This is a genomic window from Streptomyces sp. NPDC015220 (assembly GCF_043079345.1).
Classification (GTDB): domain Bacteria; phylum Actinomycetota; class Actinomycetes; order Streptomycetales; family Streptomycetaceae; genus Streptomyces.
Genome location: NZ_JBIBUK010000002.1, coordinates 712,459 through 738,856 on the forward strand (window position 1 = coordinate 712,459; position 26,398 = coordinate 738,856).

A 26,398-nucleotide genomic window follows, 5' to 3' on the forward strand; every position below is an offset into this window, starting at 1 on the left:
CGGCGGACGTGGCGCACGGGGCGCGGGCGCGGGGCTCAGCAGCAGCCGGCCGCCGGCAGCGACCGCTTGTTGCGCGCCTCCCGGCTGCGCGCGGCCAGCAGTTCGTCGGCCGGGTAGCCGACCTCCTCCAGGGTCAGTCCGTGCGGCCGTACGACGTGCACGGCGGAGTCCCGTACGCCCGCGGCCAGCACCTTCCCGGGCCAGTCGGGCGCGCGGTGCCCGTCCCCCACGAACAGCAGGGCGCCGATGAGCGAGCGCACCATGTTGTGGCAGAAGGCGTCGGCGCGGACGGTGGCCGTGACGATCCCGTCGGCGTCCCGCTCCAGACTCAGTTCCTGGAGGGTGCGGATGGTGGTCGCGCCCTCGCGCTTCTTGCAGTAGGCGGCGAAGTCGTGCTCGCCGAGCAGTCGCCGGGCGGCCTCGTTCATGGCGTCGACGTCGAGCGGCCAGTCGTGCCACAGGACGTGGCCGCGCAGCAGCGGGTCGACTCCGCCGGGGTTGTCGGTGACCCGGTAGGCGTAGCGGCGCCAGACGGCGGAGAAGCGGGCGTTGAAGCCGCTGGGCGCGGGCCGGAGCGCCCAGACCCGCACGTCCTTGGGCAGTCGCCCGGCGAGCCGCTTGAGCAGCTTCTCGTGGTGCTCGCGCCAGACCTCCTCGGGCAGGTCCACGTGGGCCACCTGGCCCCGCGCGTGCACCCCGGCGTCGGTCCGGCCGGCGACGGTCAGCTCGTACGTCTCACGGGACCGCGTGACCGTGCGCAGCGCGTCCTCGATCTCCCCCTGCACCGTCCGCTTGCCGCCGGCCTGCTTGGCCCAGCCGTGGAAGGCGGAGCCGTCGTAGGACAGGTCGAGACGGACACGGACACGACCGGGCTGTACTTCGTCACTCACGTGCAGATCCTCTCAGGGCCTGGGCGTTTGCGGGAAAGCGAAAGCGGGTCCGCCCCGAAGGGCGGACCCGCTCAGCGCGAGGGTGTGCCTCAGGCGTCCTTCGACTCCTCGGCCGGAGCCTCGGCGGCCTCGTCGGCCTTGGTCTCCTCGACCTTGGCCTCCTCGGACTCCTTGACCGCACGCTTGGTGGCGGCCTCGGCCTCGCCGACGGCCTTCTGCTGCACCGTCAGCGCCTCGACCAGCTCGATGACGGCCATGGGCGCGTTGTCGCCACGGCGGTTACCGATCTTGGTGATGCGGGTGTAGCCACCCGGACGGTTCTCGTAGCGCGGGCCGATCTCGGTGAAGAGCGTGTGGACGACGCTCTTGTCCGTGATCACCTGGAGCACCTGACGGCGGTTGTGAAGGTCGCCCTTCTTCGCCTTGGTGACCAGACGCTCGGCGTACGGGCGCAGGCGGCGGGCCTTCGCCTCGGTGGTGGTGATGCGGCCGTGCTCGAACAGCGCCTTCGCGAGGTTCGCGAGGAGCAGCTTCTCGTGCGCGGCGCTGCCGCCCAGACGGGCACCCTTGGTGGGCTTCGGCATGGTGTTTCTCCTAGGTGTCTGCCCCGGCCGTGTCAGGTACCGGGGTCAGTATCCGAGCAGGCGGTCGCCTGTCGGAGATCCGGACGGGGCCCTGTGAGGGTCCCGTCCGGAGGGGGCGCGGGGGGGCGGTGCCGGCACACGGCTCCCTCTCGGGAGCGCGGTGGGGCACTGGCCCGCGCCGGGTGGCGGACCGTCGGTCCCGAGCTGTCAGTACTGCTCGGTCTCGACGAAGCCCGCGTCCGCGTCGTCGTCCGCGCCGAAGGCGTCCGCGGCGGCGGTCGGGTCGAATCCGGGCGGGCTGTCCTTCAGGGCCAGGCCCATGCCGGCCAGCTTCGCCTTGACCTCGTCGATGGACTTCGCACCGAAGTTGCGGATGTCCAGCAGGTCGGCCTCGGAACGCGCGACGAGCTCACCCACGGAGTGGATGCCCTCACGCTTGAGGCAGTTGTAGGAGCGGACGGTGAGCTCCAGCTCCTCGATCGGCAGCGCGAGGTCGGCGGCCAGGGCGGCGTCCGTCGGGGACGGGCCCATGTCGATGCCCTCGGCGTCGATGTTCAGCTCACGGGCCAGACCGAACAGCTCGACCAGGGTCTTGCCGGCCGACGCCATGGCGTCGCGCGGACGCATGGCCTGCTTGGTCTCGACGTCGACGATCAGCTTGTCGAAGTCGGTGCGCTGCTCGACACGCGTGGCCTCGACCTTGTACGTGACCTTGAGAACCGGCGAGTAGATGGAGTCGACCGGGATACGGCCGATCTCCTGGCCCACCTGCTTGTTCTGCACGGCGGAGACGTAGCCGCGACCGCGCTCGACGGTCAGCTCCATCTCCAGCTTGCCCTTGCCGTTGAGCGTGGCGAGGACGAGGTCGGGGTTGTGCACCTCGACACCGGCCGGGGGCGCGATGTCGGCGGCGGTGACCAGACCCGGGCCCTGCTTGCGCAGGTACATCACGACCGGCTCGTCGTGCTCCGAGGAGACGACCAGCTGCTTGATGTTGAGGATCAGGTCGGTGACGTCCTCCTTGACGCCCGGCACGGTGGTGAACTCGTGCAGGACGCCGTCGATGCGGATGCTGGTGACAGCGGCACCGGGGATCGACGACAGGAGGGTGCGGCGGAGGGAGTTGCCGAGGGTGTAGCCGAAGCCCGGCTCCAGCGGCTCGATCACGAACCGGGAGCGGAACTCGTCGACGACCTCTTCGGTCAACGAGGGACGCTGAGCGATCAGCATGTGTGGATCAGATCCTTCTTTCGTGGACGCCCGCTATTTGACGTCCGACGGAGACCGCACCCAGGAGGGTGCGGGTACTGCAAGGGTACGGGCGGCACGACCCGAAAGAGCCGTACCGCCCGTACCGCTGCCCGTGAGGCGTACGCCGTGCGTCGCGTCGGACGCGGCGGCGCTTCGCGCGTCAGACGCGGCGGCGCTTCGGCGGGCGGCAGCCGTTGTGCGGGGTCGGGGTGACGTCCTGGATGGAGCCAACCTCGAGGCCGGTCGCCTGGAGCGAACGGATGGCGGTCTCACGACCGGAACCCGGGCCCTTGACGAACACGTCGACCTTGCGCATGCCGTGCTCCTGGGCGCGGCGGGCAGCCGACTCGGCGGCCATCTGCGCGGCGAACGGCGTGGACTTGCGGGAGCCCTTGAAGCCGACGTGGCCGGCGGAGGCCCAGGAGATCACGTTGCCGGACGGGTCCGTGATCGAAACGATGGTGTTGTTGAACGTGCTCTTGATGTGCGCGTGGCCGTGAGCGACGTTCTTCTTTTCCTTGCGGCGCACCTTCTTGGCAGCGCCCTGACGTCCCTTGGGGGGCATGTCGTTCTCCTACGGGAGGTGGTCGGTCCTACAGCGAAGACCGCTGGACGGCGAGTCCGCTGCGGACTACTTCTTGCCCGGCTTCTTCTTGCCGGCGATGGCGCGACGCGGGCCCTTGCGGGTACGGGCGTTCGTGCTGGTGCGCTGACCGCGGACGGGCAGACCGCGACGGTGACGGAGACCCTGGTAGGTACCGATCTCGACCTTGCGGCGGATGTCGGCCTGGATCTCGCGACGGAGGTCACCCTCGGTCTTGATGTTGTTGTCGACGTACTCGCGGATCGCGACGAGCTGCTCCTCGGAGAGGTCGCGAACTCGGGTGTTCGGGTCGATGCCGGTCGCGGCAAGGGTCTGCTGCGACAGGGTCCGGCCGATGCCGAACACGTAGGTGAGTGCGATCTCCACGCGCTTTTCGCGCGGGATGTCGACACCGGAAACGCGTGCCATTCAATGGCTCCAGTTGATCTTCGGAGGTCTTCCGCAGGGCCGGCTCCCGGCCGCCGTACGAGGTACGAACCGGGTCCCCGGCCTCCGAACCGGGGGTGTCGAGCCGCACTGCGGCTCGGGCCCTGCTTATGAACATGTTCAGCTCGCGTCGCGCGAAACTCTGCGATAGAGGTGCAGAGGGCGGTCGGTCGTGCGTCAGCCCTGGCGCTGCTTGTGGCGCGGGTTCTCGCAGATGACCATGACCCGGCCGTGACGGCGGATCACCCTGCACTTGTCGCAGATCTTCTTGACGCTCGGCTTGACCTTCATTGGGTGAGGTTCTCCGGGTCAGTTGCCGGCGGCCCCGCGGTTGGACGCGGGACGTGGGGCAAGATCTACTTGTACCGGTAGACGATCCGGCCACGCGTCAGGTCGTACGGAGACAGCTCCACCACGACCCGGTCGTCAGGGAGGATGCGGATGTAGTGCATACGCATCTTGCCGCTGATGTGTGCCAGGACCTGGTGGCCGTTCTGGAGCTCGACCTTGAACATGGCGTTCGGCAGAGACTCGACGACAGTGCCCTCGATCTCGATGGCACCTTGCTTCTTGGCCACGCTTCGCCCTTCGAATCGACTACCTTGATCGACTCTCTTCGCTTCCCTTGCGGGCGCATGCGGACATGCGGGTGCACGAGAGCCGACGAGTCAGTCTACGTCAGCGCACCCGGAAACACGAATCGGGAGAGCCTGCCCCGGCCAGGAGATCCTTATGCGGGGGCGGCGAAAACGGCGGTCCGCCTCGGGCCGGCGGCCCCGGTGACACCGTGGCACCCGGACACCGCACTCGAACACCGCGCCCGGCCGTACCGCCGGCCGGGCGGTGAGGACCGGGCGGCGCAGGTCAGGCGAGCGGGTCCGGAGCGGCCGTGACGCCGTACTCGGCCAGCTTCGCCCGGCCGCCGTCGGGGGCGGTGAGGACCAGCGGGCCCTGCTCCGTGAGGGCGACGGAGTGCTCCCAGTGGGAGGACCAGGTGCCGTCCGTGGTGATGACCGTCCAGTCGTCCTCGAGGACCTTCGTCCTCGGGGTGCCGAGGGAGACCATCGGCTCGATGGCCAGGCAGAACCCGGGCACCAGCTTGGGACCCTTGCCGCGCCGGCGGTCGACGTAGTTCAGCAGGTGCGGGTCCATGTGCATCTCGGTGCCGATGCCGTGGCCGCCGTAGTCCTCGATGATGCCGTAGCGGCCGCCGCCCGGCTTGGGCTGGCGGCGGATGTACGTCTCGACCGCGCGGGAGATGTCGACCAGCCGGTTGCCGAGCTTCATGGCCGCGATCCCGGCCCACATCGACTCCTCGGTCACCCGGGACAGCTCGATCAGCTCCGGGGCGTGCCCTGAACCGACGAAGGCGGTGTACGCCGCGTCGCCGTGCCATCCGTCGACGATCGCGCCGCAGTCGATGGAGATCACGTCGCCGTCCTTGAGGACGACCTCGTCGGACGGGATGCCGTGGACGACGACCTCGTTCACGGAGGTGCAGATGGTGGCCGGGAAGCCGCCGTAACCGAGGAAGTTCGGCTTGGCGTTGTGCTCGGCGAGCACCTTGCGGGCCACCTGGTCCAGGTCCCTGGTGGTGGCCCCCGGCACGGCCGCCTCCCGGGTGGCCGCGTGGATGGCGGCGACGACCAGCCCCGCCGCACGCATCTTGGCGATCTGCTCGGGGGTCTTGATCTGCACCATGGGGGCTAGGGCCTTTCTCGGACCGGAAGAGGACGGGCTCTTCCAACGATACGGGGGCGCCTGTACCCGCCCCCACGGCACAGCCGCGGTCCCTCCTCAAGGAAGGAACCGCGGCTGCGACCGGCGTCGGACTACTGGGTGGCTTCCTCGCGCTTCAGCGCCTCCAGCGCGCGCCGCGTGATCTCGTCCACCGGGCCGAGCGAGGAGATCGTCACGACCAGGCCCTGGGCCTTGTAGTAGTCGATGATCGGCTCGGTCTGCGTGTGGTAGACCTCCAGCCGCTTGCGAACGGTGTCCTCGTGGTCGTCGTCCCGCTGGTAGAGCTCACCGCCGCAGACGTCGCAGACGCCCTCCTGCTTCGGCTTGCTGTACGTCACGTGGAAGACGTGGCTGGAGTCCTTGCGGCAGATCCGCCGGCCGGCGATCCGCTTGACGACCTCGTCCTCGGGTACTTCCAGGTCGAGCACCGCGTCCAGCTTGATGCCCTCGTCCTCGAGCAGCGTGTCCAGCGCCTCGGCCTGCGAGACGTTGCGCGGGAAGCCGTCCAGCAGGAAGCCGCCCTCGGCGTCGGGCTGCTCCATGCGGTCCTTCGCCATGGCGATGGTGACCTCGTCGGGTACGAGGTTCCCGGCGTCCATGTAGGACTTCGCGAGCTTGCCCAGCTCCGTCTGCCGGCTGATGTTCGCGCGGAACAGGTCGCCCGTGGAGATGTGCGGGATGCGCAGTTTCTCGGCAAGGCGTACGGCCTGCGTTCCCTTACCGGCGCCAGGCGGTCCGACGAGGACGATTCGCATCAGCGGAGGAACCCTTCGTAATTGCGCTGCTGGAGCTGGCTCTCGATCTGCTTCACCGTCTCGAGGCCGACACCCACGATGATCAGGATGCTGGTCCCGCCGAAGGGGAAGTTCTGGCTCGCGCCGAACCCGACCAACGCCATTGTTGGCACGAGAGCGATCAGACCCAGGTACAGCGAACCCGGCCAGGTGATCCGGTTGAGCACGTAGGAGAGGTACTCAGCGGTCGGTCGGCCAGCCCGGATTCCCGGGATGAAGCCACCATACTTCTTCATGTTGTCCGCGACTTCTTCGGGGTTGAAGGAGATCGCCACGTAGAAGAACGCGAAGAACACGATGAGCAAGAAGTACAGAGTGATGTAAATCGGGTGATCACCCTTGGTCAGGTTCTGGGTGACCCACGTCTTCCATCCCGCGTTGCCGCCGGCGAACTGCGCGACGAGCGCCGGGATGTAGAGCAGCGACGAGGCGAAGATGACCGGAATCACACCGGCCTGGTTCACCTTGAGCGGGATGTACGTGGACGTACCGCCGTAGGAGCGGCGACCGATCATGCGCTTGGCGTACTGCACCGGGATGCGGCGCTGGGCCTGCTCGACGAAGACGACCAGACCGACCATGACCAGGCCGACCAGGATGACGGTGCCGAACTCGATCCAGCCGCCGGCCAGGGTGCCCTGCTTCTTGATGGCCCACAGGGCGGACGGGAACGTCGCGGCGATCGAGATGAACATCAGGATCGACATGCCGTTGCCGATGCCGCGGTCGGTGACGAGCTCACCGAGCCACATGACGACCGCCGTACCGGCGGTCATGCAGATGACCATCGTGATGGTGGTGAAGATCGCCCGGTCCGGGACGATGTTGCCGGCGACCGAGCAGCCGTTGAACAGGGCGCCGCTGCGGGCGGTGGCGACCAGGCCGGTGCCCTGGAGGATGGCCAGCGCCACCGTCAGGTACCGGGTGTACTGGGTGATCTTCGCCGTGCCGGCCTGGCCCTCCTTCTTGAGGGCTTCCAGGCGCGGGATCACGACGGTCAGGAGCTGGAGGATGATGCTCGCCGTGATGTACGGCATGATCCCCAGCGCGAAGACCGTGATCTGCAGCAGCGCGCCGCCGCTGAACATGTTGACCAGACCGAAGAGACCCTGGTTGCCGGATGCCTCGGTCACACACGTCTGGACGGCCTTGTAGTTGACGCCCGGGATCGGGATGTGGGTACCGACGCGGTACACCACGATGATGCCGAGTGTGAAGAGCAGCTTCTTGCGCAGGTCGGGCGTCCTGAACGCCCGGGCGAAGCCGGTGAGCACGGTGCCTCCTGCGACCCCCGCGCAAGTGCGTCAGGGTGACGGGTCTTGAGGTTCGACGAAAAGAGCAGTGCAGGCCACCTTACCGGCGACCATGCCCCCCATGGAACGACCAACCGGGGATACCTCATTGTGAGGTACCCCCGGTCGGGATCGCTTTACGTCATCGAGACGCCTGAGGGACTCAGACGAGCTCGGTGACGGAACCGCCGGCGGCGGTGATCTTCTCCTTGGCGGAGCCGGAGACGGCGTCCACCGTCACCTGCAGCGCCACGGTGACCTCGCCCTGGCCCAGGACCTTGACCAGGCTGTTCTTGCGAACGGCGCCCTTGGCCACCAGGTCCTCGACCGTGACCTCGCCACCCTCGGGGTAGAGCGCGGTCAGCTTGTCGAGGTTCACGACCTGGTACTCGGTCTTGAACGGGTTCTTGAAGCCCTTCAGCTTCGGGAGGCGCATGTGGAGGGGCATCTGGCCACCCTCGAAGCGCTCCGGAACCTGGTAACGGGCCTTGGTGCCCTTCGTACCACGACCGGCCGTCTTACCCTTCGACGCCTCACCACGACCCACACGGGTCTTGGCGGTCTTGGCGCCCGGGGCGGGACGGAGGTTGTGGATCTTCAGCGGGTTCTGCTCCGCCATGATCAGTCGACCTCCTCGACCGTCACGAGGTGGCGGACGGTGTGCACCATGCCGCGGAACTCGGGGCGGTCCTCCTTGACGACCACGTCACCCAGGCGCTTGAGGCCCAGGGAACGCAGCGTGTCGCGGTGGTTCTGCTTGCTGCCGATGTAGGACTTGACCTGCGTGATCTTGAGCTGAGCCATGATTACGCACCCACTCCGGCACGCGCACGCAGCAGGGCCGCGGGCGCGACGTCCTCGAGCGGCAGGCCACGGCGGGCCGCGACCTCCTCGGGACGCTGCAGGCCCTTCAGGGCCTCCACGGTCGCGTGCACGATGTTGATCGCGTTGTCGGAGCCGAGGGACTTCGACAGGATGTCGTGGATACCGGCGCACTCGAGCACGGCGCGCACCGGACCACCGGCGATAACACCGGTACCGGGCGACGCGGGCTTGAGCAGCACGACACCGGCCGCCTTCTCACCCTGGATCGGGTGCGGGATGGTGCCCTGGATGCGGGGGACCTTGAAGAAGTGCTTCTTGGCCTCCTCAACGCCCTTGGCGATGGCGGCCGGCACCTCCTTGGCCTTGCCGTAACCGACACCCACGGTGCCGTCACCGTCGCCCACCACGACCAGCGCGGTGAAGCTGAAGCGACGACCACCCTTCACAACCTTGGCGACGCGGTTGATCGCGACGACGCGCTCAACGTACGCGGTCTTCTCGGCGGCAGCTGCGCCGCCGTCACGGCCCTTCCGGTCCCGCCGCTCGCCGCCACCGGCACCGCCACCGCGGCGCTGGGGTCCAGCCATTGGAATTACCTCTCTCTGTTTCCGCTAGCTCGGAACCGGCTCAGAACTTCAGGCCGGCTTCGCGGGCGGCGTCCGCCAGGGCGGCGATGCGCCCGGCGTACTGGTTGCCACCACGGTCGAACACGACGGCCTCGACACCGGCGGCCTTGGCACGCTCGGCGACCAGGGCGCCGACCTGCTTGGCCTGCGCGGACTTGTCGCCCTCGCCGCCGCGGACCGAGCTGTCCAGGGTGGACGCCGACGCCAGGGTGTGGCCCTTGAGGTCGTCGATCACCTGCGCCACGATGTGGCGGTTCGAGCGGGTCACGACCAGACGGGGACGCTCCGCCGTACCGGAGATCCGCTTGCGGATCCGGATGTGACGGCGCTTGATCGCGGCGCGCTTGTAGGCGTCGCCCTTGAGGATCTTCTGCCCGTATGCCATGGCTTACTTACCCGCCTTTCCGACCTTGCGGCGGATGACTTCGCCCTCGTACTTGACGCCCTTGGCCTTGTACGGGTCGGGCTTGCGCAGCTTGCGGATGTTGGCCGCAACCTCGCCGACCTTCTGCTTGTCGATGCCCTCGACCGAGAAGCGGGTGGGGGCCTCCACCTTGAAGGTGATGCCCTCGGGCGCCTCGACGGTGATCGGGTGGCTGTAGCCCAGCGCGAACTCGAGGTTCGAACCCTTGGCCGTCACGCGGTAACCGACACCGCTGATCTCGAGCTTCTTCACGTAACCCTGGGTCACGCCGGTGATCATGTTCGCCACCAGCGTGCGGGACAGGCCGTGCAGGGCCTTGTTCTGACGCTCGTCGTTGGGGCGGGTGACGTTCAGGACGCCGTCCTCACCCTTGACGATCTCGATCGGCGCGGCGACGGTGTGGGTCAGTTCGCCCTTGGGGCCCTTGACCTGCACCGTGCGGCCGTCGATGGTGACGTCCACGCCGGCGGGAACCGCGATGGGGAGCTTGCCGATGCGCGACATAGCTGTTTCCTCCGTTCCCTTCCGCTACCAGACGTAGGCGAGGACTTCCCCACCCACGCCCTTCTTGCCGGCCTGCTTGTCGGTGAGGAGCCCGTGCGACGTGGAGATGATCGCCACGCCCAGGCCGCCGAGCACCTTCGGCAGGTTGGTGGACTTCGCGTACACCCGGAGACCGGGCTTCGAGATCCGCTTGATGCCCGCGATGGAGCGCTCACGGTTCGGGCCGTACTTCAGCTCGAGGACGAGGTTCTTGCCGACCTCGGCGTCCTCGGTCTTCCAGCCCGTGATGAAGCCCTCCTGCTGGAGGATCTCCGCGATGTGCGACTTGATCTTCGATGCCGGCATCGTCACGGTGTCGTGGTATGCCGAGTTCGCGTTCCGCAGACGCGTGAGCATGTCTGCGATCGGATCAGTCATGGTCATGAATTGGCCTTCGGCCTCTCTCGCCGGGGTTTCCTGGTGCGCCATCCCTCTCCCCGATCCGGGACGGGACGGGTGCGGCGCGGTGGACCTACGGCGTAGTAAGTCGTACGGGCACGGCAGGCGCCCAACCCCACAAGCCTAAGGCATGTGAGGTGGGCCTCCTGCCGGACCCAGTTGCTTACCGAGAGCCCGGTCTCAACCCAACTGGGTTGTTACCAGGAGCTCTTGGTCACGCCCGGCAGCTCGCCACGGTGAGCCATCTCACGAAGGCACACGCGGCACAGGCCGAACTTGCGGTACACGGAGTGCGGACGGCCGCAGCGCTGGCAGCGGGTGTAGCCGCGCACACCGAACTTGGGCTTGCGAGCAGCCTTCGCGATGAGAGCCTTCTTCGCCATCTCGCTCACGCCTCCTTGAACGGGAAGCCGAGGTGACGGAGAAGGGCACGGCCCTCTTCGTCGTTGGTCGCCGTGGTGACCACGGTGATGTCCATACCCCGGACACGGTCGATCTTGTCCTGGTCGATCTCGTGGAACATGACCTGCTCCGTGAGACCGAAGGTGTAGTTGCCACGGCCGTCGAACTGCTTGGGGGACAGGCCGCGGAAGTCGCGGATGCGCGGCAGCGCGAGCGACAGGGTGCGGTCCAGGAACTCCCACATGCGGTCGCCACGGAGCGTGACGTGGGCACCGATCGGCTGGCCCTCACGCAGCTTGAACTGCGCGATGGACTTGCGGGCCTTGGTGACGGCCGGCTTCTGACCGGTGATCGTGGTGAGGTCGCGAATGGCGCCGTCGATCAGCTTGGAGTCGCGGGCGGCGTCGCCCACACCCATGTTGACCACGATCTTGACGAGGCCGGGGACCTGCATGACGTTCTCGTACTTGAACTCGTCACGCAGCTTGCCGGCGATCTCGTCGCGGTACTTCTGCTTCAGACGCGGGGCAGTGGTGGTAGCCATCAGATGTCCTCACCCGTCCGCTTGGCAACGCGGATCTTGTTGCCGTCCTCGTCGAAGCGGTAACCGACGCGCGTGACGACCTTCTTGCCGTCCTGCTCCACGACCAGCTGGACGTTGGAGACGTGGATCGGGGCCTCGGTGGTCACGATGCCGCCGGCCTGGGAACCGCTGGCGGTCGGGCCGGCCTTGGTGTGCTTCTTGACCCGGTTGACACCCTCGACCAGGACGCGCTCGTCGCGCGGGTAAGCGGCAATGACCTTGCCCTGCTTGCCCTTGTCCTTGCCGGTGATGACCTGGACCAGGTCGCCCTTCTTGATCTTCATGCTCACAGCACCTCCGGCGCGAGGGAGATGATCTTCATGAACTTCTTCTCGCGCAGCTCACGGCCCACGGGGCCGAAGATACGGGTGCCGCGAGGGTCGCCGTCGTTCTTCAGAATGACGGCGGCGTTCTCGTCGAAGCGGATGTACGAGCCGTCCGGACGGCGGCGCTCCTTGACGGTGCGAACGATGACCGCCTTGACGACGTCACCCTTCTTCACGTTGCCACCGGGGATCGCGTCCTTGACGGTGGCGACGATGACGTCACCGATGCCCGCGTAGCGGCGACCGGAGCCACCGAGCACACGGATGCAAAGGATTTCCTTAGCACCAGTGTTGTCGGCGACACGCAGCCGCGACTCCTGCTGGATCACGTCTATCTCCTGTTTGTCTGCCGGTTCCCGGCAGGGGTTCCTTCACGGAACCCCTGCCGAGCCTGGCGGAACTGACCTGCGGGGTTTGCCCCGCAGGAATACCTTGCAGAGGAGTCCCCTTACGGGAACTACTTGGCCTTCTCGAGGATCTCGACGACGCGCCAGTGCTTGCTGGCGGACAGCTTCCGGGTCTCCATCAGGAGGACGCGGTCGCCGACGCCGGCAGCGTTCTGCTCGTCGTGCGCCTTGAGCTTGTTGGTACGGCGGATGACCTTGCCGTACAGCGCGTGCTTGACGCGGTCCTCGACGGCGACGACGACGGTCTTGTCCATCTTGTCGCTGACGACGTAACCCTCACGCGTCTTGCGGGCGTTCCGCTCGGTGTTCTCAGTCACGTTGTTCTCGCTCATGCGTTCTCCACCGTTTCGATGCCCAGCTCACGCTCGCGCATCAGGGTGTAGATCCGCGCGATGTCCTTGCGGACCGCCTTCAGACGGCCGTGGTTCTCGAGCTGGCCCGTCGCCGCCTGGAAACGGAGGTTGAACAGCTCTTCCTTGGCCTCGCGGAGCTTGCCCAGAAGCTCCTCGTTGCCCAGCTCGCGCAGCTCGGACGCCTTGGTACCGGCCGACATCACGCTTCACCTGCCTCGCGCTTGACGATCCGGCACTTCATCGGCAGCTTGTGGGCCGCACGGGTCAGCGCCTCACGGGCGATCTTCTCGTTCGGGTAGGACAGCTCGAACATCACCCGACCGGGCTTGACGTTCGCGATCCACCACTCCGGCGAACCCTTACCGGAACCCATGCGGGTCTCGGCGGGCTTCTTGGTCAGCGGACGGTCCGGGTAGATGTTGATCCAGACCTTGCCGCCACGCTTGATGTGGCGGGTCATCGCGATACGAGCCGCCTCGATCTGGCGGTTCGTCACGTAGGCCGGGGTCAGCGCCTGGATGCCGTACTCGCCGAACGCAACCTGCGTTCCACCCTTGGACATACCGTTGCGCTTCGGGTGGTGCTGCTTGCGGTGCTTGACCCTACGGGGGATCAGCATTTCGGTCAGGCCTCCGTTCCGGTGCTCTCAGCCGGAGCGGCAGCGGCCGGAGCCTCGGCCTTGGGGGCCTCGGCGGCGGGAGCCGACTGCTGCTGCGGCTTGCGACCGCGCCGCTCGCCACCACGGCCACCACGGGCCGGGCGGTCGGCGCCACCGCGGGCCGGGCGGTTGCCCGCACGCGCGGCGGCGTTCTCGGCGCGGACCTCGGCGATGTTCTTGACGTCGCCCTTGTAGATCCAGACCTTCACACCGATGCGGCCGAAGGTCGTCTTGGCCTCGAAGAAGCCGTAGTCCACGTTCGCGCGGAGCGTGTGCAGGGGCACGCGGCCCTCGCGGTAGAACTCCGAGCGGGACATCTCGGCGCCGCCGAGGCGGCCACCGCACTGGATCTTGATGCCCTTGGCGCCGGCCTTCATCGCCGACTGCATGCTCTTGCGCATGGCACGGCGGAAGGAGACGCGGGAGGAGAGCTGCTCGGCGACGGCCTGGGCAACCAGCTGAGCGTCGGTCTCGGGGTTCTTGACCTCGAGGATGTTCAGCTGGACCTGCTTGCCGGTGAGCTTCTCGAGGTCGCCGCGGATGCGGTCGGCCTCGGCGCCGCGGCGGCCGATGACGATGCCCGGACGAGCGGTGTGGATGTCCACACGCACGCGGTCACGGGTGCGCTCGATCTCGACCTTGGAGATGCCGGCGCGCTCCATGCCGGACGTCATCATCCGACGGATGGCGACGTCTTCCTTGACGTAGTCCTTGTACAGCTTGTCGGCGTACCAACGCGACTTGAAGTCGGTCGTGACACCGAGCCGGAACCCATGCGGGTTAACCTTCTGGCCCATTACCGGGTTCCTTCCTTGCTGCTGACGACCACGGTGATGTGGCTGGTCCGCTTGCGGATCCGGTAGGCGCGGCCCTGGGCGCGCGGACGGAACCGCTTCAGGGTCGGGCCCTCGTCGACGTACGCCTCGGAGATGTAGAGGCTGTCGGCGTCAGTGTGGTCGTAGTTGTGCGCGGCGTTGGCGATGGCGCTGTCCAGCACCTTGCCGACCGGCACGCTCGCGGCCTGCGGGGCGAAACGCAGGACCGCCTGAGCCTCCGTGGCGTCCATGCCACGGATGAGGTCCACCACGCGGCGGGCCTTCATGGGCGTGACGCGGATGTACCGCGCCTGGGCCCTGGCTTCCATGGTTGTCCCTTCAGTGTTTGTCATGGTCATTCACACCCCGCTGACTAGCGGCGCTTCGACTTCCGGTCTTCCTTGACGTGACCCCGGAAGGTGCGCGTCGGCGAGAACTCGCCGAGCTTGTGGCCGACCATGGACTCGGTGACAAACACCGGGATGTGGGTCTTGCCGTTGTGCACCGCGATCGTGTGGCCGAGCATGGCCGGGACGATCATCGAGCGGCGGGACCAGGTCTTGATGACGTTCTTGGTGCCGGCTTCGTTCTGGACGTCCACCTTCTTCATCAGGTGGTCGTCGACGAAAGGCCCCTTCTTCAAGCTACGAGGCATCTCAACCCGTCCTTAGCGCTTCTTGTTCGTCTTGCGGCGGCGGACGATGTACTTGTTGCTCGCCTTCTTGGGAGAACGAGTACGACCTTCCTTCTGACCCCAGGGGCTGACCGGGTGGCGACCACCCGAGGTCTTGCCCTCACCACCACCGTGGGGGTGGTCAACCGGGTTCATCGCCACACCGCGAACGGTCGGGCGGACGCCCAGCCAGCGCTTGCGGCCGGCCTTGCCCCAGTTGATGTTGCTCTGCTCGGCGTTGCCGACCTCGCCGACCGTGGCGCGGCAGCGCTGGTCGACCAGGCGGATCTCACCGGACGGCATGCGGAGGTGGGCCATGGTGCCCTCCTTCGCGAGCAGCTGCACGGAGGCGCCGGCGGAGCGGGCGAACTTGGCACCGCCACCGGGACGGAGCTCGATCGCGTGGATCGTGGTACCGACCGGGATGTTGCGGAGGGCCAGGTTGTTGCCCGGCTTGATGTCGGCCCCGGGACCGTTCTCCACCCGGTCGCCCTGCTGCAGGTTGCGCGGGGCGAGGATGTAGCGCTTCTCGCCGTCGGCGTAGTGCAGCAGCGCGATGCGCGCGGTGCGGTTGGGGTCGTACTCGATGTGCGCGACCTTCGCCGGCACGCCGTCCTTGTCGTGACGACGGAAGTCGATCACGCGGTAGGCGCGCTTGTGTCCGCCACCCTGGTGGCGAACGGTCACACGACCGGAATTGTTACGGCCGCCCTTGCTGTGCAGGGGACGGACCAGCGACTTCTCCGGCGTGGACCGCGTGACCTCGACGAAGTCGGCGACGCTGGAGCCACGACGGCCCGGAGTCGTCGGCTTGTACTTGCGGATACCCATTTCTCAGTCCTCGTCCGATATCGGACGATCCGGACCGCCGTCAGGCGGTCGGACCGCCGAAGATGTCGATACGGTCGCCCTCGGCGAGGGTCACGATCGCGCGCTTGGTGGCGGCGCGCTGGCCGAAGCCGGTGCGGGTCCGCTTGCGCTTGCCCTGGCGGTTGATCGTGTTGACCCCGGTGACCTTGACCTCGAAGACCGCCTGGACGGCCTGCTTGATCTGGGTCTTGTTGGCGTTCGGGTCGACGATGAACGTGTACTTGTTCTCGTCGAGGAGCGCGTAGCTCTTCTCCGAGACGACCGGCTTGATCAGGACGTCACGGGGGTCCGTGTACGACTTGCTCAGCGGGGTCTCGACGGTGTTCTTGCCCTCGGCGGCGTGACGGCGCGCCTTGGCGACGCGCGCGGCCTTGGCGGCCTTGGCGGCCTTCGAGGCGATGGAGGGGTGACGCGTAGCCATCAGGCCTCGCTCCCTTCGGTGTCGTTGGCCTTGTTCGGGCCGGCGACGAAGGACTCGAAAGCGGCCTTGGTGAAGACCACGTCGTCCGAGACGAGAACGTCGTACGTGTTCAGCTGGCCCGGCTCCAGGATGTGGACCTGGGGCAGGTTGCGGGCGGACAGCCACGCGGCCTCGTCGGCGCGGTCGACGACCAGGAGCAGGTTCTTGCGCTCCGAGATCTTGCCGAACAGCGTCTTGGCGGCCTTGGTGGAGATGTCGCCCTCGACCACGCCGGTGACGACGTGGATGCGGTTGTGGCGGGCCCGGTCGGTGAGGGCGTGGCGCAGGGCCGCGGCCTTCATCTTCTTCGGGGTCCGCTGCGAGTAGTCGCGCGGCACGGGACCGTGCACGACGCCACCACCGGCGAACTGCGGCGCGCGGGTCGAACCCTGACGGGCGCGACCGGTGCCCTTCTGGCGGTACGGCTTCTTGCCACCGCCGCGGACCTCGCCACGGGTCTTGGTCTTGTGCGTGCCCTGACGGGCGGCGGCCAGCTGCGCGACGACGACCTGGTGGATCAGCGGAACGCTGACCTTCTCAACGCCGAAGATCTCCGCGGGGAGCTCGACGGAACCGGCCTTCTCGCCCGCCGGCGAAAGGATGTCAACAGTGCTCATCGGTTACCTCAGGCCCCCTTGGCCGCGGTGCGGACCAGGACGAGGCCGCCGTTCGGACCGGGAACCGCGCCCTTGATGAGCAGCAGACCCTTCTCCGCGTCAACGGCGTGGACGGTCAGGTTCTGGGTGGTGACCCGCTCGTTGCCCATGCGACCCGCCATGCGGAGGCCCTTGAACACGCGGCCCGGGGTGGCGCAGCCACCGATGGAACCGGGCGAGCGGTGCTTGCGCTGGGTGCCGTGCCCGGCGCCGAGGCCACGGAAGTTGTGGCGCTTCATGACACCGGCGAAGCCCTTGCCCTTGCTCTTGCCGGTCACGTCGACCTTCACGCCGGCCTCGAACACCTCAGCGGTGATCTCCTGGCCGAGGGTGTACTCGGCGGCGTCCGCGGTGCGGATCTCGACGAGGTGACGACGGGGGGTGACGTCGGCCTTGGCGAAGTGGCCCTTGAGGGGCTTGTTCACCTTGCGCGGGTCGATCTCGCCGAAGGCGATCTGGACCGACTCGTAGCCGTCGACGTCGTTCGTACGGACCTGGGTGACGACGTTCGGGCCGGCCTTGACGACGGTGACCGGAACAACACGGTTGTTCTCGTCCCACACCTGCGTCATGCCGAGCTTCTCGCCCAGGATGCCCTTGATCTGCTTAGCCATCTGTCAGATCACCGCGCCTCAGAGCTTGATCTCGATGTCGACACCGGCCGGGAGGTCGAGTCGCATCAGAGAGTCAACGGTCTTGGGGGTCGGGTCGAGGATGTCGATCAGGCGCTTGTGCGTGCGCATCTCGAAGTGCTCGCGCGAGTCCTTGTACTTGTGCGGCGACTTGATGACGCAGTACACGTTCTTCTCAGTGGGCAGCGGCACCGGGCCCGCGACCGACGCACCAGTGCGGGTCACCGTCTCGACGATCTTCTTCGCCGAGGAGTCGATGACCTCGTGGTCGTAGGCCTTGAGCCGGATGCGGATCTTCTGTCCCGCCATGGCTACTCAGTAGTCCTGTCTCTTCAACGCTCTGGAACCCGGGAGGCCACTGACCTCTTTCTCCGACCCACGCGGTCGGGCGTGTCGCGCTCCCGCTGACACAGATGTCCCTTGTTCGAACATCCCTGCGGGATTGCACACGGCCCTACCGGAACCGCGAGCCGGGGATCGAAGACCCACCGGGTGCCTGGCCGGTGCCGCGCCCACGCTTCCCGGAAGATTCCCGTACGTCCGCCCCAGCGCTGCCGTGAGGCAGTTAGGGCGACGAGTACTGTGGGACTCGCTTCCGGTCCTCCCGGCGGGAGGCGCGCAGCATCAACACTCGACCGAGCAACTCGGACAGTCTGCCATACGGGATGGCAGCCTGGCCAATCGAGCTGAAGAGATTACCCCGGGAGTGACGCAGGTCAAACCCGGACGCCACGAAGGACCCCGGCGAGCCCGGCGGGACGGCCCGCGGACACCCGAGCGGGGACCGGCGTCCGGCACCGACACCGCCGGGAGGCGGTGGGCCGGCCCGGACGGTCAGCCGGGACGGTCGGAGCCGCCGGTAGGCGGTGGGCCGGCCTGGACGGTAAGCCGGGACGGTCGGAGCCGCCGGGAGGCGGTGGGCCGGCCTGGACAGTCAGCCGGGACGGTCGGGGCCGCCGGGAGGCGGTGGGCCGGCCTGGACGGTCAGCCGGGACGGTCGGAGCCGCCTGGGACCGCCGGGGCGGCCACACGCGGAGGCTCGCGCCGCGCGCGAGGGCGCTCAGACCCCGCGGCCGGGCGCGGGGTCCGGCATCCCGCTCCCCCGGTCATCGCCGCATGTCTTGGCCCCATGACGGTCCTCGCACCGCGTACGGTCGCCCGCACCGGCGCGGCCGGCGCCCGCCCGGGCGCGGTTCAGGGTGAGCAGGGCCGAGGTCAGGGCCTCGGCGGCCGCCTCGTCCAGCGGGGCGAGGAAGTCGCGTTCCACGCGCTCGCGGGCGCGTTCCGCGTCGCCCACGCACGCCTGTCCGGCGGGGGTGAGCGTGACGACGTTCCGGCGCCGGTCCCGGTCGCTGCGGCGGCGCTCGACGTACCCCTTCTCCTCCAGCGAGTCGATGACGCCGACCATCGTCGTGCGGTCGACGCCGAGCCGCGCGGCGATCTCCAGCTGGGACGGCTGTTCACCGGAGGCGTCGATCACCGCCAGGACGCCGAGCTCCCGTGGGATGAGCCGGAAGGGCGCGAGCGCCGCGTCCAGTTCCGCCGCCAGCTCCAGGAAGGCGTGCTTCAGGAGAAAACCCAGGCGACGGGAAACGACATCCGCGGGACACTCGTCCTTCATGTGTGTAGCGTACCCTGCACTGACCATCAGCTTTACTGACGATCTGCGACAATGACAGATCGTTGGGCCGTTCGGCCCAACGGGGAACGGGACACCCGGTTCCCCTGTGTCCGCGGAGCACGCGCCGGACCGGACCCTCCGGCGCGGGGGCGCCCCATCGCCGTGGCGCCGCCCGTCCTCGCACCACCGCACGCACCGCGGATCACGCACGCCATCATCACGAGCAAGGAAGTGACGTTCACGTCATGAGCGACTCGCCCCCGGCCGAGGCCATACGGACGGCTCCGGCCCCGACCCCGAACAGCGCCGCCGACGCCCCCGACCCCCGCCGCTGGTGGGGGCTGGTCGTCATCGCCCTGGCGCAGTTGATGGTGGTCCTCGACGCGACCATCGTGAACATCGCGCTGCCGTCCGCGCAGAAGGCCCTCGGCATGTCCGACGGCGACCGTCAGTGGGTCATCACGGCCTACACCCTCGCCTTCGGCGGCCTGCTGCTGCTCGGCGGCCGCATCGCCGACCTGGTCGGCCGCAAGCGCACCTTCATCATCGGCCTGATCGGCTTCGCCGTCGCCTCGGCGATCGGCGGCGCGGCCCAGAGCCCCGGCCTGCTCTTCGGCGCCCGCGCGCTGCAGGGCGTGTTCGGCGCCGTCCTCGCGCCCTCCGCGCTCTCCCTGATGACGACGACGTTCACCGACCCCAGGGAGCGCGGGAAGGCGTTCGGCATCTACGGCGCCATCGCCGGCGCGGGCGGCGCGATCGGCCTGCTGCTCGGCGGCGTCCTCACCTCGTACGCGAACTGGCGCTGGTGCCTGTACGTCAACATCCCGATCGCCGTCGCCGCGGTGATCGGCGCCGTCATCCTGCTGCACGACCGCCCGGGCCACAGCGAGGCCAAGCTGGACATCCCCGGCGTGATCCTGGGCTGCGGCGGCCTGGTCGCCGTCGTCTACGGCTTCTCCGAGGCCGAGCCGCGCGGCTGGAGCGACAGCCTGGTGGTGAGCATGCTGGTCGGCGGCGTGGTCCTGCTGGCGGCGTTCGTCTTCTGGCAGACGAAGGCCAAGCACCCGCTGCTGCCGCTGCGCATCCTCGCCGACCGCAACCGCGCGGGCTGCTTCCTGACCATGGGCCTGGCCACCATCGGCATGTTCGGGCTGTTCCTGTTCATGACCTACTACCTTCAGGGCATCCTCGGATACTCCCCGGTCAAGAGCGGTCTGGCCTTCCTGCCCATGTCCGCGATGATCATCCTGGGCTCCACCCAGATCTCCGCCCGGCTGCTGCCCCGCACGCCCCCGCGCCTGCTGATGGTGCCCGGCATGCTGCTCGCCGCCTCCGGCCTCGCGGTGCTCACCCAGCTCGGCGTGGACTCCGCCTACGCCACCCACGTCCTGCCCGCCGAGCTGCTGCTCGGGCTCGGCATGGGCCTGACCTTCATGCCGGTCTTCTCCACCGCGACCCACGGGGTCCGGCCGCAGGACGCCGGCGTGACCTCCGCGATGGTCAACACCTCGCAGCAGGTGGGCGGTTCGCTCGGCACGGCGCTGCTGAACACCCTCGCCACCTCGGCGACCAGCACGTACGTCGGCAGCCACCTCACCGCCCCCGCGCGCAAGGCGCAGGTGCTGCGCGAGGGCATCGTCCACGGCTACACCCAGGCCATCTGGTGGGGCGTGGCCGCGATGCTGATCGCCGCGGTGGCCGCCGGCGTCCTGGTGGTCGCCCGCCCGGCCGGTCACGGCCGGGGCGGTGCCCCGGCGGGTGCGGCCGCCGCCCACTGAGGCCCGACCGCCTCAACCTCCGCGCCCCGTCCCGGCACTGCCGGGACGGGGCGCGGACGCGTGTGCGGGGACGGGACGCGGTCGAGTGCACGGGGACGGACGCGACCGCCCGCGCCGGACGACACGCCACGCCGGACGACGCTCCGGATGACTCCTAGATGACGCCCTGGGCGAGCATCGCGTCGGCGACGCGCTCGAAGCCGGCGATGTTGGCGCCGGTCACGTAGTCGCCGGGGGCGCCGTAGCGCTCGGCGGTCTCGTGGCAGGTGGTGTGGATGTCGCTCATGATCTGCGCCAGCTCCTCCTCGACGCGCTCCGGCGACCAGGTCGTGCGCGCGTGGTTCTGGGCCATCTCCAGGGCGCTGACCGCCACGCCGCCCGCGTTGGCCGCCTTGCCGGGACCGAAGGCCACCCCCGCGTGCTGGAACAGGTGAACGGCCTCGGGCGTGGTCGGCATGTTCGCGCCCTCCGCCACCGCCTTCACCCCGTTGCGGACGAGCGCGGCCGCGTCGTCCTCGGTCAGCTCGTTCTGGGTGGCCGACGGCAGCGCGATGTCGGCGGGCACCTCCCAGACCCGCCCGCCGGGCACGAAGCGGGCGGAGGACCCGCGCCGCTCGGCGTACTCGCTGATCCGCCCGCGCTCGACCTCCTTGATCTGCTTGAGCAGGTCGAGGTCGATGCCCTTGTCGTCGACGACGTACCCGGTGGAGTCCGAGCAGGTCAGCGGGTTGGCCCCGAGGGCGAGCAGCTTCTCGACGGTGTAGATGGCGACGTTCCCGGAGCCGGAGACGACGGCCGTCTGCCCCTCCAGGTCCTCACCGCGCTCGCGCAGCATCGCCGCCGCGAACAGCACGCTGCCGTAGCCGGTCGCCTCGGGCCGGATCGCGGAGCCGCCCCAGGTCGGGCCCTTGCCGGTGAGCACACCGGCCTCCCACCGGTTGGTGATCCGCCGGTACTGCCCGAACAGGTAGCCGATCTCGCGCCCGCCGACCCCGATGTCCCCGGCCGGGACGTCGGTGTGCTCGCCGATGTGCCGGTACAGCTCGGTCATGAACGACTGGCAGAACCGCATGACCTCGGCGTCACTGCGCCCGTGCGGGTCGAAGTCGCTGCCGCCCTTGCCGCCGCCGATGCCGAGCCCGGTCAGCGCGTTCTTGAAGATCTGCTCGAAGCCCAGGAACTTGATGATCCCGAGGTTGACCGAGGGGTGGAAGCGCAGACCGCCCTTGTACGGGCCGAGCGCGCTGTTGAACTCCACCCGGAACCCGCGGTTGACGTGCACCCGGCCCTTGTCGTCCTGCCACGGCACCCGGAAGATGACCTGCCGCTCCGGCTCGCACAGCCGCTCGATGAGCCCCGGCTCCGCGTACTCGGGCCGCGCCGCCAGCACCGGCGCCAGCGTGTCCAGCACCTCGTGCACGGCCTGGTGGAACTCCGGTTGGGCGGGATTGCGCCGCTCGATCTCCACGCGCAGGGCGTCGAGCTGGGTCTTGGTGTCGTGTCCGATGGTCACGAGTCCCCTTTCTGGCACGGCTGCCACCGGTACAGGACCGGTGAGTGGGCGCTCGGCGCCGTTGCCGCGCGCAGGACTGGGCCGCCCCGGGGATCACTTCTCGGCTGGCGAGCTGGTCCTCCGGGAAACGGCCGACGCCTCAGTGTTACTCCTGTGTAAAGGCCTAGGCCAGCATGCACACAGCGACTGTCCGGGATGTGAGACTCGACATCGTCCGGCGCGGACTCCTCGCAACTGCTCTGTGCGACGGCGACGACGAGTACGGCTCGGGACTCGTCAGAGCCTGAACGCTCCGCGCCAACTCCATCCCGCACCGAGGACCGCGTCCCGGAGGGGGTCCGTCATCTCACGGGTGTCGAAGCGGTACACCTCGACCTTGCGTCGACGGCCGTCGGGTCCCTGCTCGGTCTCCCACTGCCGGTACACCGCGGGCGCGTGTCCGCGCCCGTACTGGGTGCCGGCCTGCCCGTCGGAACGGTTCTCCCACCGCTCCTCGACGACGCGCACTTCGCGCTTGTCCGGGACCAGACGCATCCTGGTCTTGAGGACGACGCCCACCCGCCGGACCCGACACTCCGCCACCAGGTCGGCCCTCTCCGCGGGCGAAGCGTTGCGCACGCGATACGGCACGGTCGGCCCGTTGAGCGCCAGCAGCGCGGCCCGGACCTCCGGGGCCGACAGCGGCGCGACACCAGCCTCGGGGTGTTGAGTGCCCGTCAGCCTGTTCCAGAGACGGCCCATCGCTAGGCACCCGCCCCCGTGTCCGGGCGCACCGTGTGGACGAACTCCTGGAAGTCACCCAGAACGTCGTCGTGCTGGGCCGCGGTAGCGGTCAGAATCAGCCGGATCACCGCGCGTTTGTGCGGGTCATCGACATCCGCCAGCGACAAGTACACCTGCGACTGGACCAGGTCGCGGGGCGCACCGCCCACTACGGTGGCGAAAGCCAGCCGCTGGGTCAAAGCCGGCGCGTCCTCGGAGCCGACCTCGCGGCGTTGGACTACGGTCACCGCCTCGGCGACCTCACGCACGTGCTCCACCGAATCGTCCGCGAGGTCCGCCAGTGTCGCGTCGATCGGCGGCACGTCACCGTCGATGGTGATGTTGGCGGTGAACCCGGCGTCCGGCTGCGGATGCACGGCGGCGAAGGCCACGCCCTCAGCGTCATCCTCCTTCGGGCGGGCGGGAGACCAGCCCTCCGGCAACCGGAACTCCAGGGGGATCGGCAGTGGCTTCGGCATGACGTGCCCTCTTTCCGGGGGGGAAGTGGATCAGAACAAGTGGGAGAGGCTGTTCTTGGCGGAGTTGAAGCCGTCGCCGATCGCGTCGGCCGCGTCGCTGACAGTCTTCTCCACCTTGTGCGGATCAACGGTGATCTCGACGCCGACCGCGCCACCCAAGATGGGGGAAACCCCGGCCTTGCCCCCGAGATGGAATTTACCGCTGTCGTCCTTTTTCAAGCCCCACCAGGCCTCAGCACCAGGACCGGCCCACCCCTCGGCCGTCCCCCCGATGCCGATTCCGGCGATCTCTCCGCCCCCGGCGACGGTGCCCTTGGCCCCGGCGAACGCCTTCGCGCCGACCGTCAGCTCCTCCTTGGTCGCCTTGACGTTCACTCCGGCCTCGGCTCCGGCGAATCCCTCGGCCCGCCCGTAAGCACCGGCATAGGGCCCGTATTCGGCCCGGCCTTCGGCCAGGGCCCGCAGCCCTGCGGACGCTTCGGCCTTGCCGACGACGCCCTTGTTGTTGAAGCCGTAGTTCGCAGTGGCCCTGGCTCCTCCGTAGCCGTCGGCTATCCCGGCCAGCTTCCAGTTCTCCTTGGTCAGCGTCCCCTGGGCGGTCAGGTGGAAGAGGTCTGCGTATGCCTTGACCGAGCCCTCCTTGCCGTACTTGGGGTCGGTGGTGACGGAGAAACCAGCACCGGGTCCGGTCGCCGAGGTCTTGCCCTCTGACTTCCAGCCGTCGGTTCTCGTGTGGGTGTCCTGGCTCGTGTACTTGTCGATGTCGCTTTGGGCATGGCCGTTGAAGCCGCCCAGGGTGCCGTCGCTGATGTCCGTGTCGATCACCACGGCGGTGAGGGCGGTCTGGACGTCGGCGTCCGCGACGCCGACGTCCTTCACGAGCTGGTCGATGTACGTCTGCCACGAGGTCACAGACGTGCGCACGGACTGCTCGTAGTCAGGGTCGTGATGCAGGGCCATCCGCTCGCCCTCACTGAGTCTGGTGGTGTCGTAGGACACCACGCCCTGATCCGAGACCGCCATGCCGGCCTTCACCGCGTCCGCCCGGCCCGACTCCAGCTCCTTGCGGAGATTCACGAATCGGGTGTGCGCCTCGCGCAGTAGTGAAGCGACTGCCTTCGCCTCCACCTGGGCGTTCCGGAACTCCTGGAGCGTGACGGCGAAACGCCCCGCGGCCGCCTCGGCGCTGAGCCCGATCCAGGCCGGCCCCATGGAGATACTGGCCACATCCCGCTGGTAAGCGACCTCTTGCTTGTGGAATTCCTTCGCCATCCCGTCCCAGCGGTCCGCAGCCATAGTGAGTGCGGACAGATCGGTCGTCGTGATCTCGTGATACGTCGGCATGGGTCCCCGTTGTGTTCGCCGTGTCAACCTGTCGGCGCAGGTGGTCGGTGGGCGTCGAACGTGTGGAACGACGCGTTCAGTACTCGTCGATCACTGATACCGAGCGCGCCTTCGCCCCGGCTGCGCTGTCGGTCTTCTGCAGTGTGGTGTTGGCGCCCCGCAGTGCGCCCTTGTCCGATGCCAAGCGGTTCATGAGGTTCCGGACCTGCTCGTCCCACGTGTCGTGCGCCTTCTTCAAAGCCCCCGATGTGAGCCATCCGTGGCTGAACGCCTTGACCGCGGAGACTGTTTCCTCGTCGGCCCCGTCACCGGCCTTGCGGGTGTCGGGTTCGATGTGCTGCTCGATGGCTCTGGCTGCGGCTTGCTTCTCAGCCGGTGAAGAGGCGAGATCCTTCTGTCCTCCGGAGGTGCCCAAGAGGCCGGTGGAGCCGCCGAGGTCGCCCGGGACCTGGTTCAGTTGCATCCCGGCGGGCTGTGCCCCCGCTGTGTTCCCCATCTGGTCCAGTGCCGGCCCTGTCATAGCTTCGCCCTTCCAGCGCGTCGCGAGCGTTCACGGCAGTTCGACGTCAACAATCGGCCCTCACATTAACCTTTTTGGGGCATGCGTCTCATGGACTCTGCTCGTGGCTCGTTAGGCGCTGTCGCGTCACGGGCTACGTCGACATATCTCTCGGCTCCCTGGGCCTCCGTGCGCGCGGCGTCAGCGGTCACGGCCCGGCGGTGCCTTCCGGCTACACGGCGCGGAGCATACGAGGCCGGCCCGACGGCGGGGTGTGGTGGAGAGGGGTGCGGTGGAGCCCGGCCAGGCCGATCAGTTCGGAGCCGGTGTGGGCGTTTCGTCGGCCTGATAGTCAAAACCGATCCGCTGTCCCTTGACGGACGACACGGTGACCGTCACACCCAGGGTGCTGCCGTCGTCGGCTGTGAGCGTGCACCGGGTTTTCGCACCGACCTTGCCGACGAGGTCTTCGGGACAGGAGATACGGGGCTTCGGCTGCCCTGTCGTGGCAGCCAGTTTCTCGGCCAACGTGGAGGCCAGTTTGCTCGCGGACATCTTGGGCGCGGAGTCGCCCACGTGGACCGAGGCCGAGCAGCCGACGAGCAGTGCCCCGGCTGCCAGGACGAACAGGGCGGAGAGCGGTGCAGGAAGCCGTCTTGCAGGCATCGTGGACTCCGGTCTACTGATCGCGGCAATGGGCATGCCAAGCATACGTGGGTGCTGCGACAGCGGTCCCGCACCGCACCCCTCCCTGGGACGCACCCCGCACTTACGAATTCCGTCCGGCCGATCACCGACAACACTGGCGAGGCGGTCGGCCGCTACGTCGATCCACGGTCCTGGACGGCGCGCGGCTACGAGGCGGTCACGGGCGCGAAGAACCTGTACACGGAAGGCGTGCGCATCAGCACCGAGCCGGTCCAGTACGGACCCGAGAAGATCGGCCAGGCGCGTGAAACGGCGGGCGACGTCCTCGGCCGCCTGGCGGACGCTAACCCGCTTGGATGGCACCGTGGACAACAGCGCGCATTCGTTCCAGGTATCCGTGAACAACCCCGTTCCGGTGTCCGACCCGCTACTGGCGTACCTGCCGCCCGACGCCGAAATGACTTCGACGATCCGGCTCACGACCGCTGGCAGCCCTGGGGACTCCCCACTGGCTCGGATCT

At 68.3% G+C, this 26,398-nt stretch carries 39 protein-coding genes; 1 reads left to right on the forward strand and 38 read right to left on the reverse strand.

Features of this window, described 5'->3' with window-relative positions; all coding sequences use genetic code 11:
• Positions 1 to 35: 35 nt before the first annotated feature.
• The 32 genes from truA to ACF061_RS08165 all read right to left on the reverse strand — a co-directional run bounded on the left by truA (position 36) and on the right by ACF061_RS08165 (position 18,854).
• The gene (truA, locus tag ACF061_RS08010) at positions 36 to 890 is read right to left on the reverse strand and encodes a tRNA pseudouridine(38-40) synthase TruA (RefSeq protein ID WP_392265954.1); all 855 of its coding nucleotides are present in this window, start codon (positions 888 to 890) and stop codon (positions 36 to 38) included.
• 89 nt (positions 891 to 979) lie between these two features.
• Positions 980 to 1,474: a 50S ribosomal protein L17 gene (rplQ, locus tag ACF061_RS08015; protein ID WP_392265955.1), complete on the reverse strand. Its 495-nt coding sequence runs from the start codon at positions 1,472 to 1,474 to the stop codon at positions 980 to 982.
• Between the two features lie 207 nt (positions 1,475 to 1,681).
• Entirely contained in the window at positions 1,682 to 2,704 is a 1,023-nt protein-coding gene (locus ACF061_RS08020) for a DNA-directed RNA polymerase subunit alpha (protein WP_003966937.1), read from the reverse strand.
• Positions 2,705 to 2,885: 181 nt separating this feature from the next.
• Complete coding sequence (gene rpsK / locus ACF061_RS08025) at positions 2,886 to 3,290, reverse strand: 30S ribosomal protein S11 (RefSeq protein WP_003956432.1); 405 nt, start codon at positions 3,288 to 3,290, stop codon at positions 2,886 to 2,888.
• Between the two features lie 66 nt (positions 3,291 to 3,356).
• Positions 3,357 to 3,737, reverse strand: a complete 381-nt coding sequence (gene rpsM / locus ACF061_RS08030) for a 30S ribosomal protein S13 (protein ID WP_189700564.1) — start codon at positions 3,735 to 3,737, stop codon at positions 3,357 to 3,359.
• Positions 3,738 to 3,932: 195 nt separating this feature from the next.
• A complete protein-coding gene (gene rpmJ / locus ACF061_RS08035; RefSeq protein ID WP_003998809.1) occupies positions 3,933 to 4,046 on the reverse strand; it encodes a 50S ribosomal protein L36 in 114 nt (37 codons plus the stop codon).
• Positions 4,047 to 4,111: 65 nt separating this feature from the next.
• Positions 4,112 to 4,333 (reverse strand): translation initiation factor IF-1, encoded by a 222-nt coding sequence (infA, locus tag ACF061_RS08040; protein ID WP_003948620.1) that lies wholly within the window; start codon positions 4,331 to 4,333, stop codon positions 4,112 to 4,114.
• A 286-nt stretch (positions 4,334 to 4,619) separates the two neighbouring features.
• Positions 4,620 to 5,456, reverse strand: coding sequence for a type I methionyl aminopeptidase (gene map, locus ACF061_RS08045; RefSeq protein WP_392265956.1), 837 nt, complete (start codon positions 5,454 to 5,456; stop codon positions 4,620 to 4,622).
• 131 nt (positions 5,457 to 5,587) lie between these two features.
• Positions 5,588 to 6,250 (reverse strand): adenylate kinase, encoded by a 663-nt coding sequence (locus tag ACF061_RS08050; RefSeq protein WP_392265957.1) that lies wholly within the window; start codon positions 6,248 to 6,250, stop codon positions 5,588 to 5,590.
• Entirely contained in the window at positions 6,250 to 7,563 is a 1,314-nt protein-coding gene (gene secY, locus ACF061_RS08055; protein WP_392265958.1) for a preprotein translocase subunit SecY, read from the reverse strand. The genes ACF061_RS08050 and secY overlap by 1 nt, the downstream gene beginning before the upstream one ends.
• 181 nt (positions 7,564 to 7,744) lie before the next feature.
• The gene (gene rplO / locus ACF061_RS08060; RefSeq protein WP_392265959.1) at positions 7,745 to 8,200 is read right to left on the reverse strand and encodes a 50S ribosomal protein L15; all 456 of its coding nucleotides are present in this window, start codon (positions 8,198 to 8,200) and stop codon (positions 7,745 to 7,747) included.
• Positions 8,201 to 8,202: 2 nt separating this feature from the next.
• Positions 8,203 to 8,385, reverse strand: a complete 183-nt coding sequence (gene rpmD, locus ACF061_RS08065; RefSeq protein ID WP_030174559.1) for a 50S ribosomal protein L30 — start codon at positions 8,383 to 8,385, stop codon at positions 8,203 to 8,205.
• Between the two features lie 2 nt (positions 8,386 to 8,387).
• On the reverse strand, positions 8,388 to 8,993 hold the full coding sequence (gene rpsE / locus ACF061_RS08070; RefSeq protein ID WP_361119948.1) for a 30S ribosomal protein S5: 606 nt from the start codon (positions 8,991 to 8,993) through the stop codon (positions 8,388 to 8,390).
• Between the two features lie 40 nt (positions 8,994 to 9,033).
• Positions 9,034 to 9,417, reverse strand: coding sequence for a 50S ribosomal protein L18 (rplR, locus tag ACF061_RS08075; protein WP_392265960.1), 384 nt, complete (start codon positions 9,415 to 9,417; stop codon positions 9,034 to 9,036).
• A gap of 3 nt (positions 9,418 to 9,420) precedes the next feature.
• Positions 9,421 to 9,960 carry a 50S ribosomal protein L6 gene (rplF, locus tag ACF061_RS08080; protein ID WP_392265961.1) on the reverse strand — a complete coding sequence of 180 codons (540 nt, stop codon included), beginning with the start codon at positions 9,958 to 9,960 and terminating at the stop codon, positions 9,421 to 9,423.
• A gap of 24 nt (positions 9,961 to 9,984) precedes the next feature.
• On the reverse strand, positions 9,985 to 10,383 hold the full coding sequence (gene rpsH / locus ACF061_RS08085) for a 30S ribosomal protein S8 (RefSeq protein WP_073951484.1): 399 nt from the start codon (positions 10,381 to 10,383) through the stop codon (positions 9,985 to 9,987).
• A 212-nt stretch (positions 10,384 to 10,595) separates the two neighbouring features.
• Entirely contained in the window at positions 10,596 to 10,781 is a 186-nt protein-coding gene (locus tag ACF061_RS08090; RefSeq protein WP_003948630.1) for a type Z 30S ribosomal protein S14, read from the reverse strand.
• A gap of 5 nt (positions 10,782 to 10,786) precedes the next feature.
• Positions 10,787 to 11,344 (reverse strand): 50S ribosomal protein L5, encoded by a 558-nt coding sequence (rplE, locus tag ACF061_RS08095; RefSeq protein ID WP_392265962.1) that lies wholly within the window; start codon positions 11,342 to 11,344, stop codon positions 10,787 to 10,789.
• A complete protein-coding gene (rplX, locus tag ACF061_RS08100; protein WP_392265963.1) occupies positions 11,344 to 11,667 on the reverse strand; it encodes a 50S ribosomal protein L24 in 324 nt (107 codons plus the stop codon). Before rplX ends, rplE begins: the two co-directional genes overlap by 1 nt.
• A 2-nt stretch (positions 11,668 to 11,669) precedes the next feature.
• Positions 11,670 to 12,038 (reverse strand): 50S ribosomal protein L14, encoded by a 369-nt coding sequence (gene rplN, locus ACF061_RS08105; protein WP_003998823.1) that lies wholly within the window; start codon positions 12,036 to 12,038, stop codon positions 11,670 to 11,672.
• 128 nt (positions 12,039 to 12,166) lie between these two features.
• A complete protein-coding gene (gene rpsQ, locus ACF061_RS08110; RefSeq protein WP_392265964.1) occupies positions 12,167 to 12,448 on the reverse strand; it encodes a 30S ribosomal protein S17 in 282 nt (93 codons plus the stop codon).
• On the reverse strand, positions 12,445 to 12,669 hold the full coding sequence (gene rpmC / locus ACF061_RS08115) for a 50S ribosomal protein L29 (RefSeq protein WP_018564811.1): 225 nt from the start codon (positions 12,667 to 12,669) through the stop codon (positions 12,445 to 12,447). The genes rpsQ and rpmC overlap by 4 nt, the downstream gene beginning before the upstream one ends.
• Positions 12,669 to 13,088 (reverse strand): 50S ribosomal protein L16, encoded by a 420-nt coding sequence (gene rplP / locus ACF061_RS08120; protein ID WP_009190136.1) that lies wholly within the window; start codon positions 13,086 to 13,088, stop codon positions 12,669 to 12,671. Before rplP ends, rpmC begins: the two co-directional genes overlap by 1 nt.
• Before the next feature lie 5 nt (positions 13,089 to 13,093).
• Positions 13,094 to 13,924 (reverse strand): 30S ribosomal protein S3, encoded by an 831-nt coding sequence (rpsC, locus tag ACF061_RS08125; protein WP_009190135.1) that lies wholly within the window; start codon positions 13,922 to 13,924, stop codon positions 13,094 to 13,096.
• Positions 13,924 to 14,271 (reverse strand): 50S ribosomal protein L22, encoded by a 348-nt coding sequence (gene rplV / locus ACF061_RS08130; protein WP_019329637.1) that lies wholly within the window; start codon positions 14,269 to 14,271, stop codon positions 13,924 to 13,926. The genes rpsC and rplV overlap by 1 nt, the downstream gene beginning before the upstream one ends.
• Before the next feature lie 44 nt (positions 14,272 to 14,315).
• A complete protein-coding gene (gene rpsS, locus ACF061_RS08135; protein ID WP_086726223.1) occupies positions 14,316 to 14,597 on the reverse strand; it encodes a 30S ribosomal protein S19 in 282 nt (93 codons plus the stop codon).
• Between the two features lie 12 nt (positions 14,598 to 14,609).
• Positions 14,610 to 15,446, reverse strand: coding sequence for a 50S ribosomal protein L2 (gene rplB, locus ACF061_RS08140; RefSeq protein WP_384162215.1), 837 nt, complete (start codon positions 15,444 to 15,446; stop codon positions 14,610 to 14,612).
• A gap of 40 nt (positions 15,447 to 15,486) precedes the next feature.
• Positions 15,487 to 15,906: a 50S ribosomal protein L23 gene (gene rplW / locus ACF061_RS08145; RefSeq protein ID WP_392265965.1), complete on the reverse strand. Its 420-nt coding sequence runs from the start codon at positions 15,904 to 15,906 to the stop codon at positions 15,487 to 15,489.
• Positions 15,906 to 16,562 carry a 50S ribosomal protein L4 gene (gene rplD, locus ACF061_RS08150; RefSeq protein ID WP_392265966.1) on the reverse strand — a complete coding sequence of 219 codons (657 nt, stop codon included), beginning with the start codon at positions 16,560 to 16,562 and terminating at the stop codon, positions 15,906 to 15,908. The genes rplW and rplD overlap by 1 nt, the downstream gene beginning before the upstream one ends.
• A gap of 8 nt (positions 16,563 to 16,570) precedes the next feature.
• On the reverse strand, positions 16,571 to 17,215 hold the full coding sequence (gene rplC, locus ACF061_RS08155; protein ID WP_067045344.1) for a 50S ribosomal protein L3: 645 nt from the start codon (positions 17,213 to 17,215) through the stop codon (positions 16,571 to 16,573).
• A gap of 18 nt (positions 17,216 to 17,233) precedes the next feature.
• On the reverse strand, positions 17,234 to 17,542 hold the full coding sequence (rpsJ, locus tag ACF061_RS08160) for a 30S ribosomal protein S10 (protein ID WP_003948644.1): 309 nt from the start codon (positions 17,540 to 17,542) through the stop codon (positions 17,234 to 17,236).
• Positions 17,543 to 18,293: 751 nt separating this feature from the next.
• Positions 18,294 to 18,854 (reverse strand): MarR family winged helix-turn-helix transcriptional regulator, encoded by a 561-nt coding sequence (locus tag ACF061_RS08165; protein WP_392265967.1) that lies wholly within the window; start codon positions 18,852 to 18,854, stop codon positions 18,294 to 18,296.
• Between the two features lie 245 nt (positions 18,855 to 19,099).
• Between ACF061_RS08165 and ACF061_RS08170 the strand changes: the two genes are divergently transcribed.
• A complete protein-coding gene (locus tag ACF061_RS08170) occupies positions 19,100 to 20,632 on the forward strand; it encodes an MFS transporter (RefSeq protein WP_392265968.1) in 1,533 nt (510 codons plus the stop codon).
• 154 nt (positions 20,633 to 20,786) lie between these two features.
• Here the strand turns inward: ACF061_RS08170 and gdhA are convergent, their stop codons facing one another.
• The 6 genes from gdhA to ACF061_RS08200 all read right to left on the reverse strand — a co-directional run bounded on the left by gdhA (position 20,787) and on the right by ACF061_RS08200 (position 26,357).
• Positions 20,787 to 22,145: an NADP-specific glutamate dehydrogenase gene (gdhA, locus tag ACF061_RS08175; protein ID WP_392265969.1), complete on the reverse strand. Its 1,359-nt coding sequence runs from the start codon at positions 22,143 to 22,145 to the stop codon at positions 20,787 to 20,789.
• Between the two features lie 276 nt (positions 22,146 to 22,421).
• Entirely contained in the window at positions 22,422 to 22,886 is a 465-nt protein-coding gene (locus tag ACF061_RS08180) for a hypothetical protein (protein WP_392265970.1), read from the reverse strand.
• A gap of 2 nt (positions 22,887 to 22,888) precedes the next feature.
• A complete protein-coding gene (locus ACF061_RS08185) occupies positions 22,889 to 23,386 on the reverse strand; it encodes a hypothetical protein (protein WP_392265971.1) in 498 nt (165 codons plus the stop codon).
• A 30-nt stretch (positions 23,387 to 23,416) separates the two neighbouring features.
• Positions 23,417 to 24,730, reverse strand: coding sequence for a hypothetical protein (locus tag ACF061_RS08190; RefSeq protein WP_392265972.1), 1,314 nt, complete (start codon positions 24,728 to 24,730; stop codon positions 23,417 to 23,419).
• A gap of 76 nt (positions 24,731 to 24,806) precedes the next feature.
• Positions 24,807 to 25,193 (reverse strand): hypothetical protein, encoded by a 387-nt coding sequence (locus tag ACF061_RS08195; protein WP_392265973.1) that lies wholly within the window; start codon positions 25,191 to 25,193, stop codon positions 24,807 to 24,809.
• Between the two features lie 348 nt (positions 25,194 to 25,541).
• Positions 25,542 to 26,357, reverse strand: a complete 816-nt coding sequence (locus tag ACF061_RS08200) for a DUF4333 domain-containing protein (RefSeq protein ID WP_392265974.1) — start codon at positions 26,355 to 26,357, stop codon at positions 25,542 to 25,544.
• Positions 26,358 to 26,398: the final 41 nt, after the last annotated feature.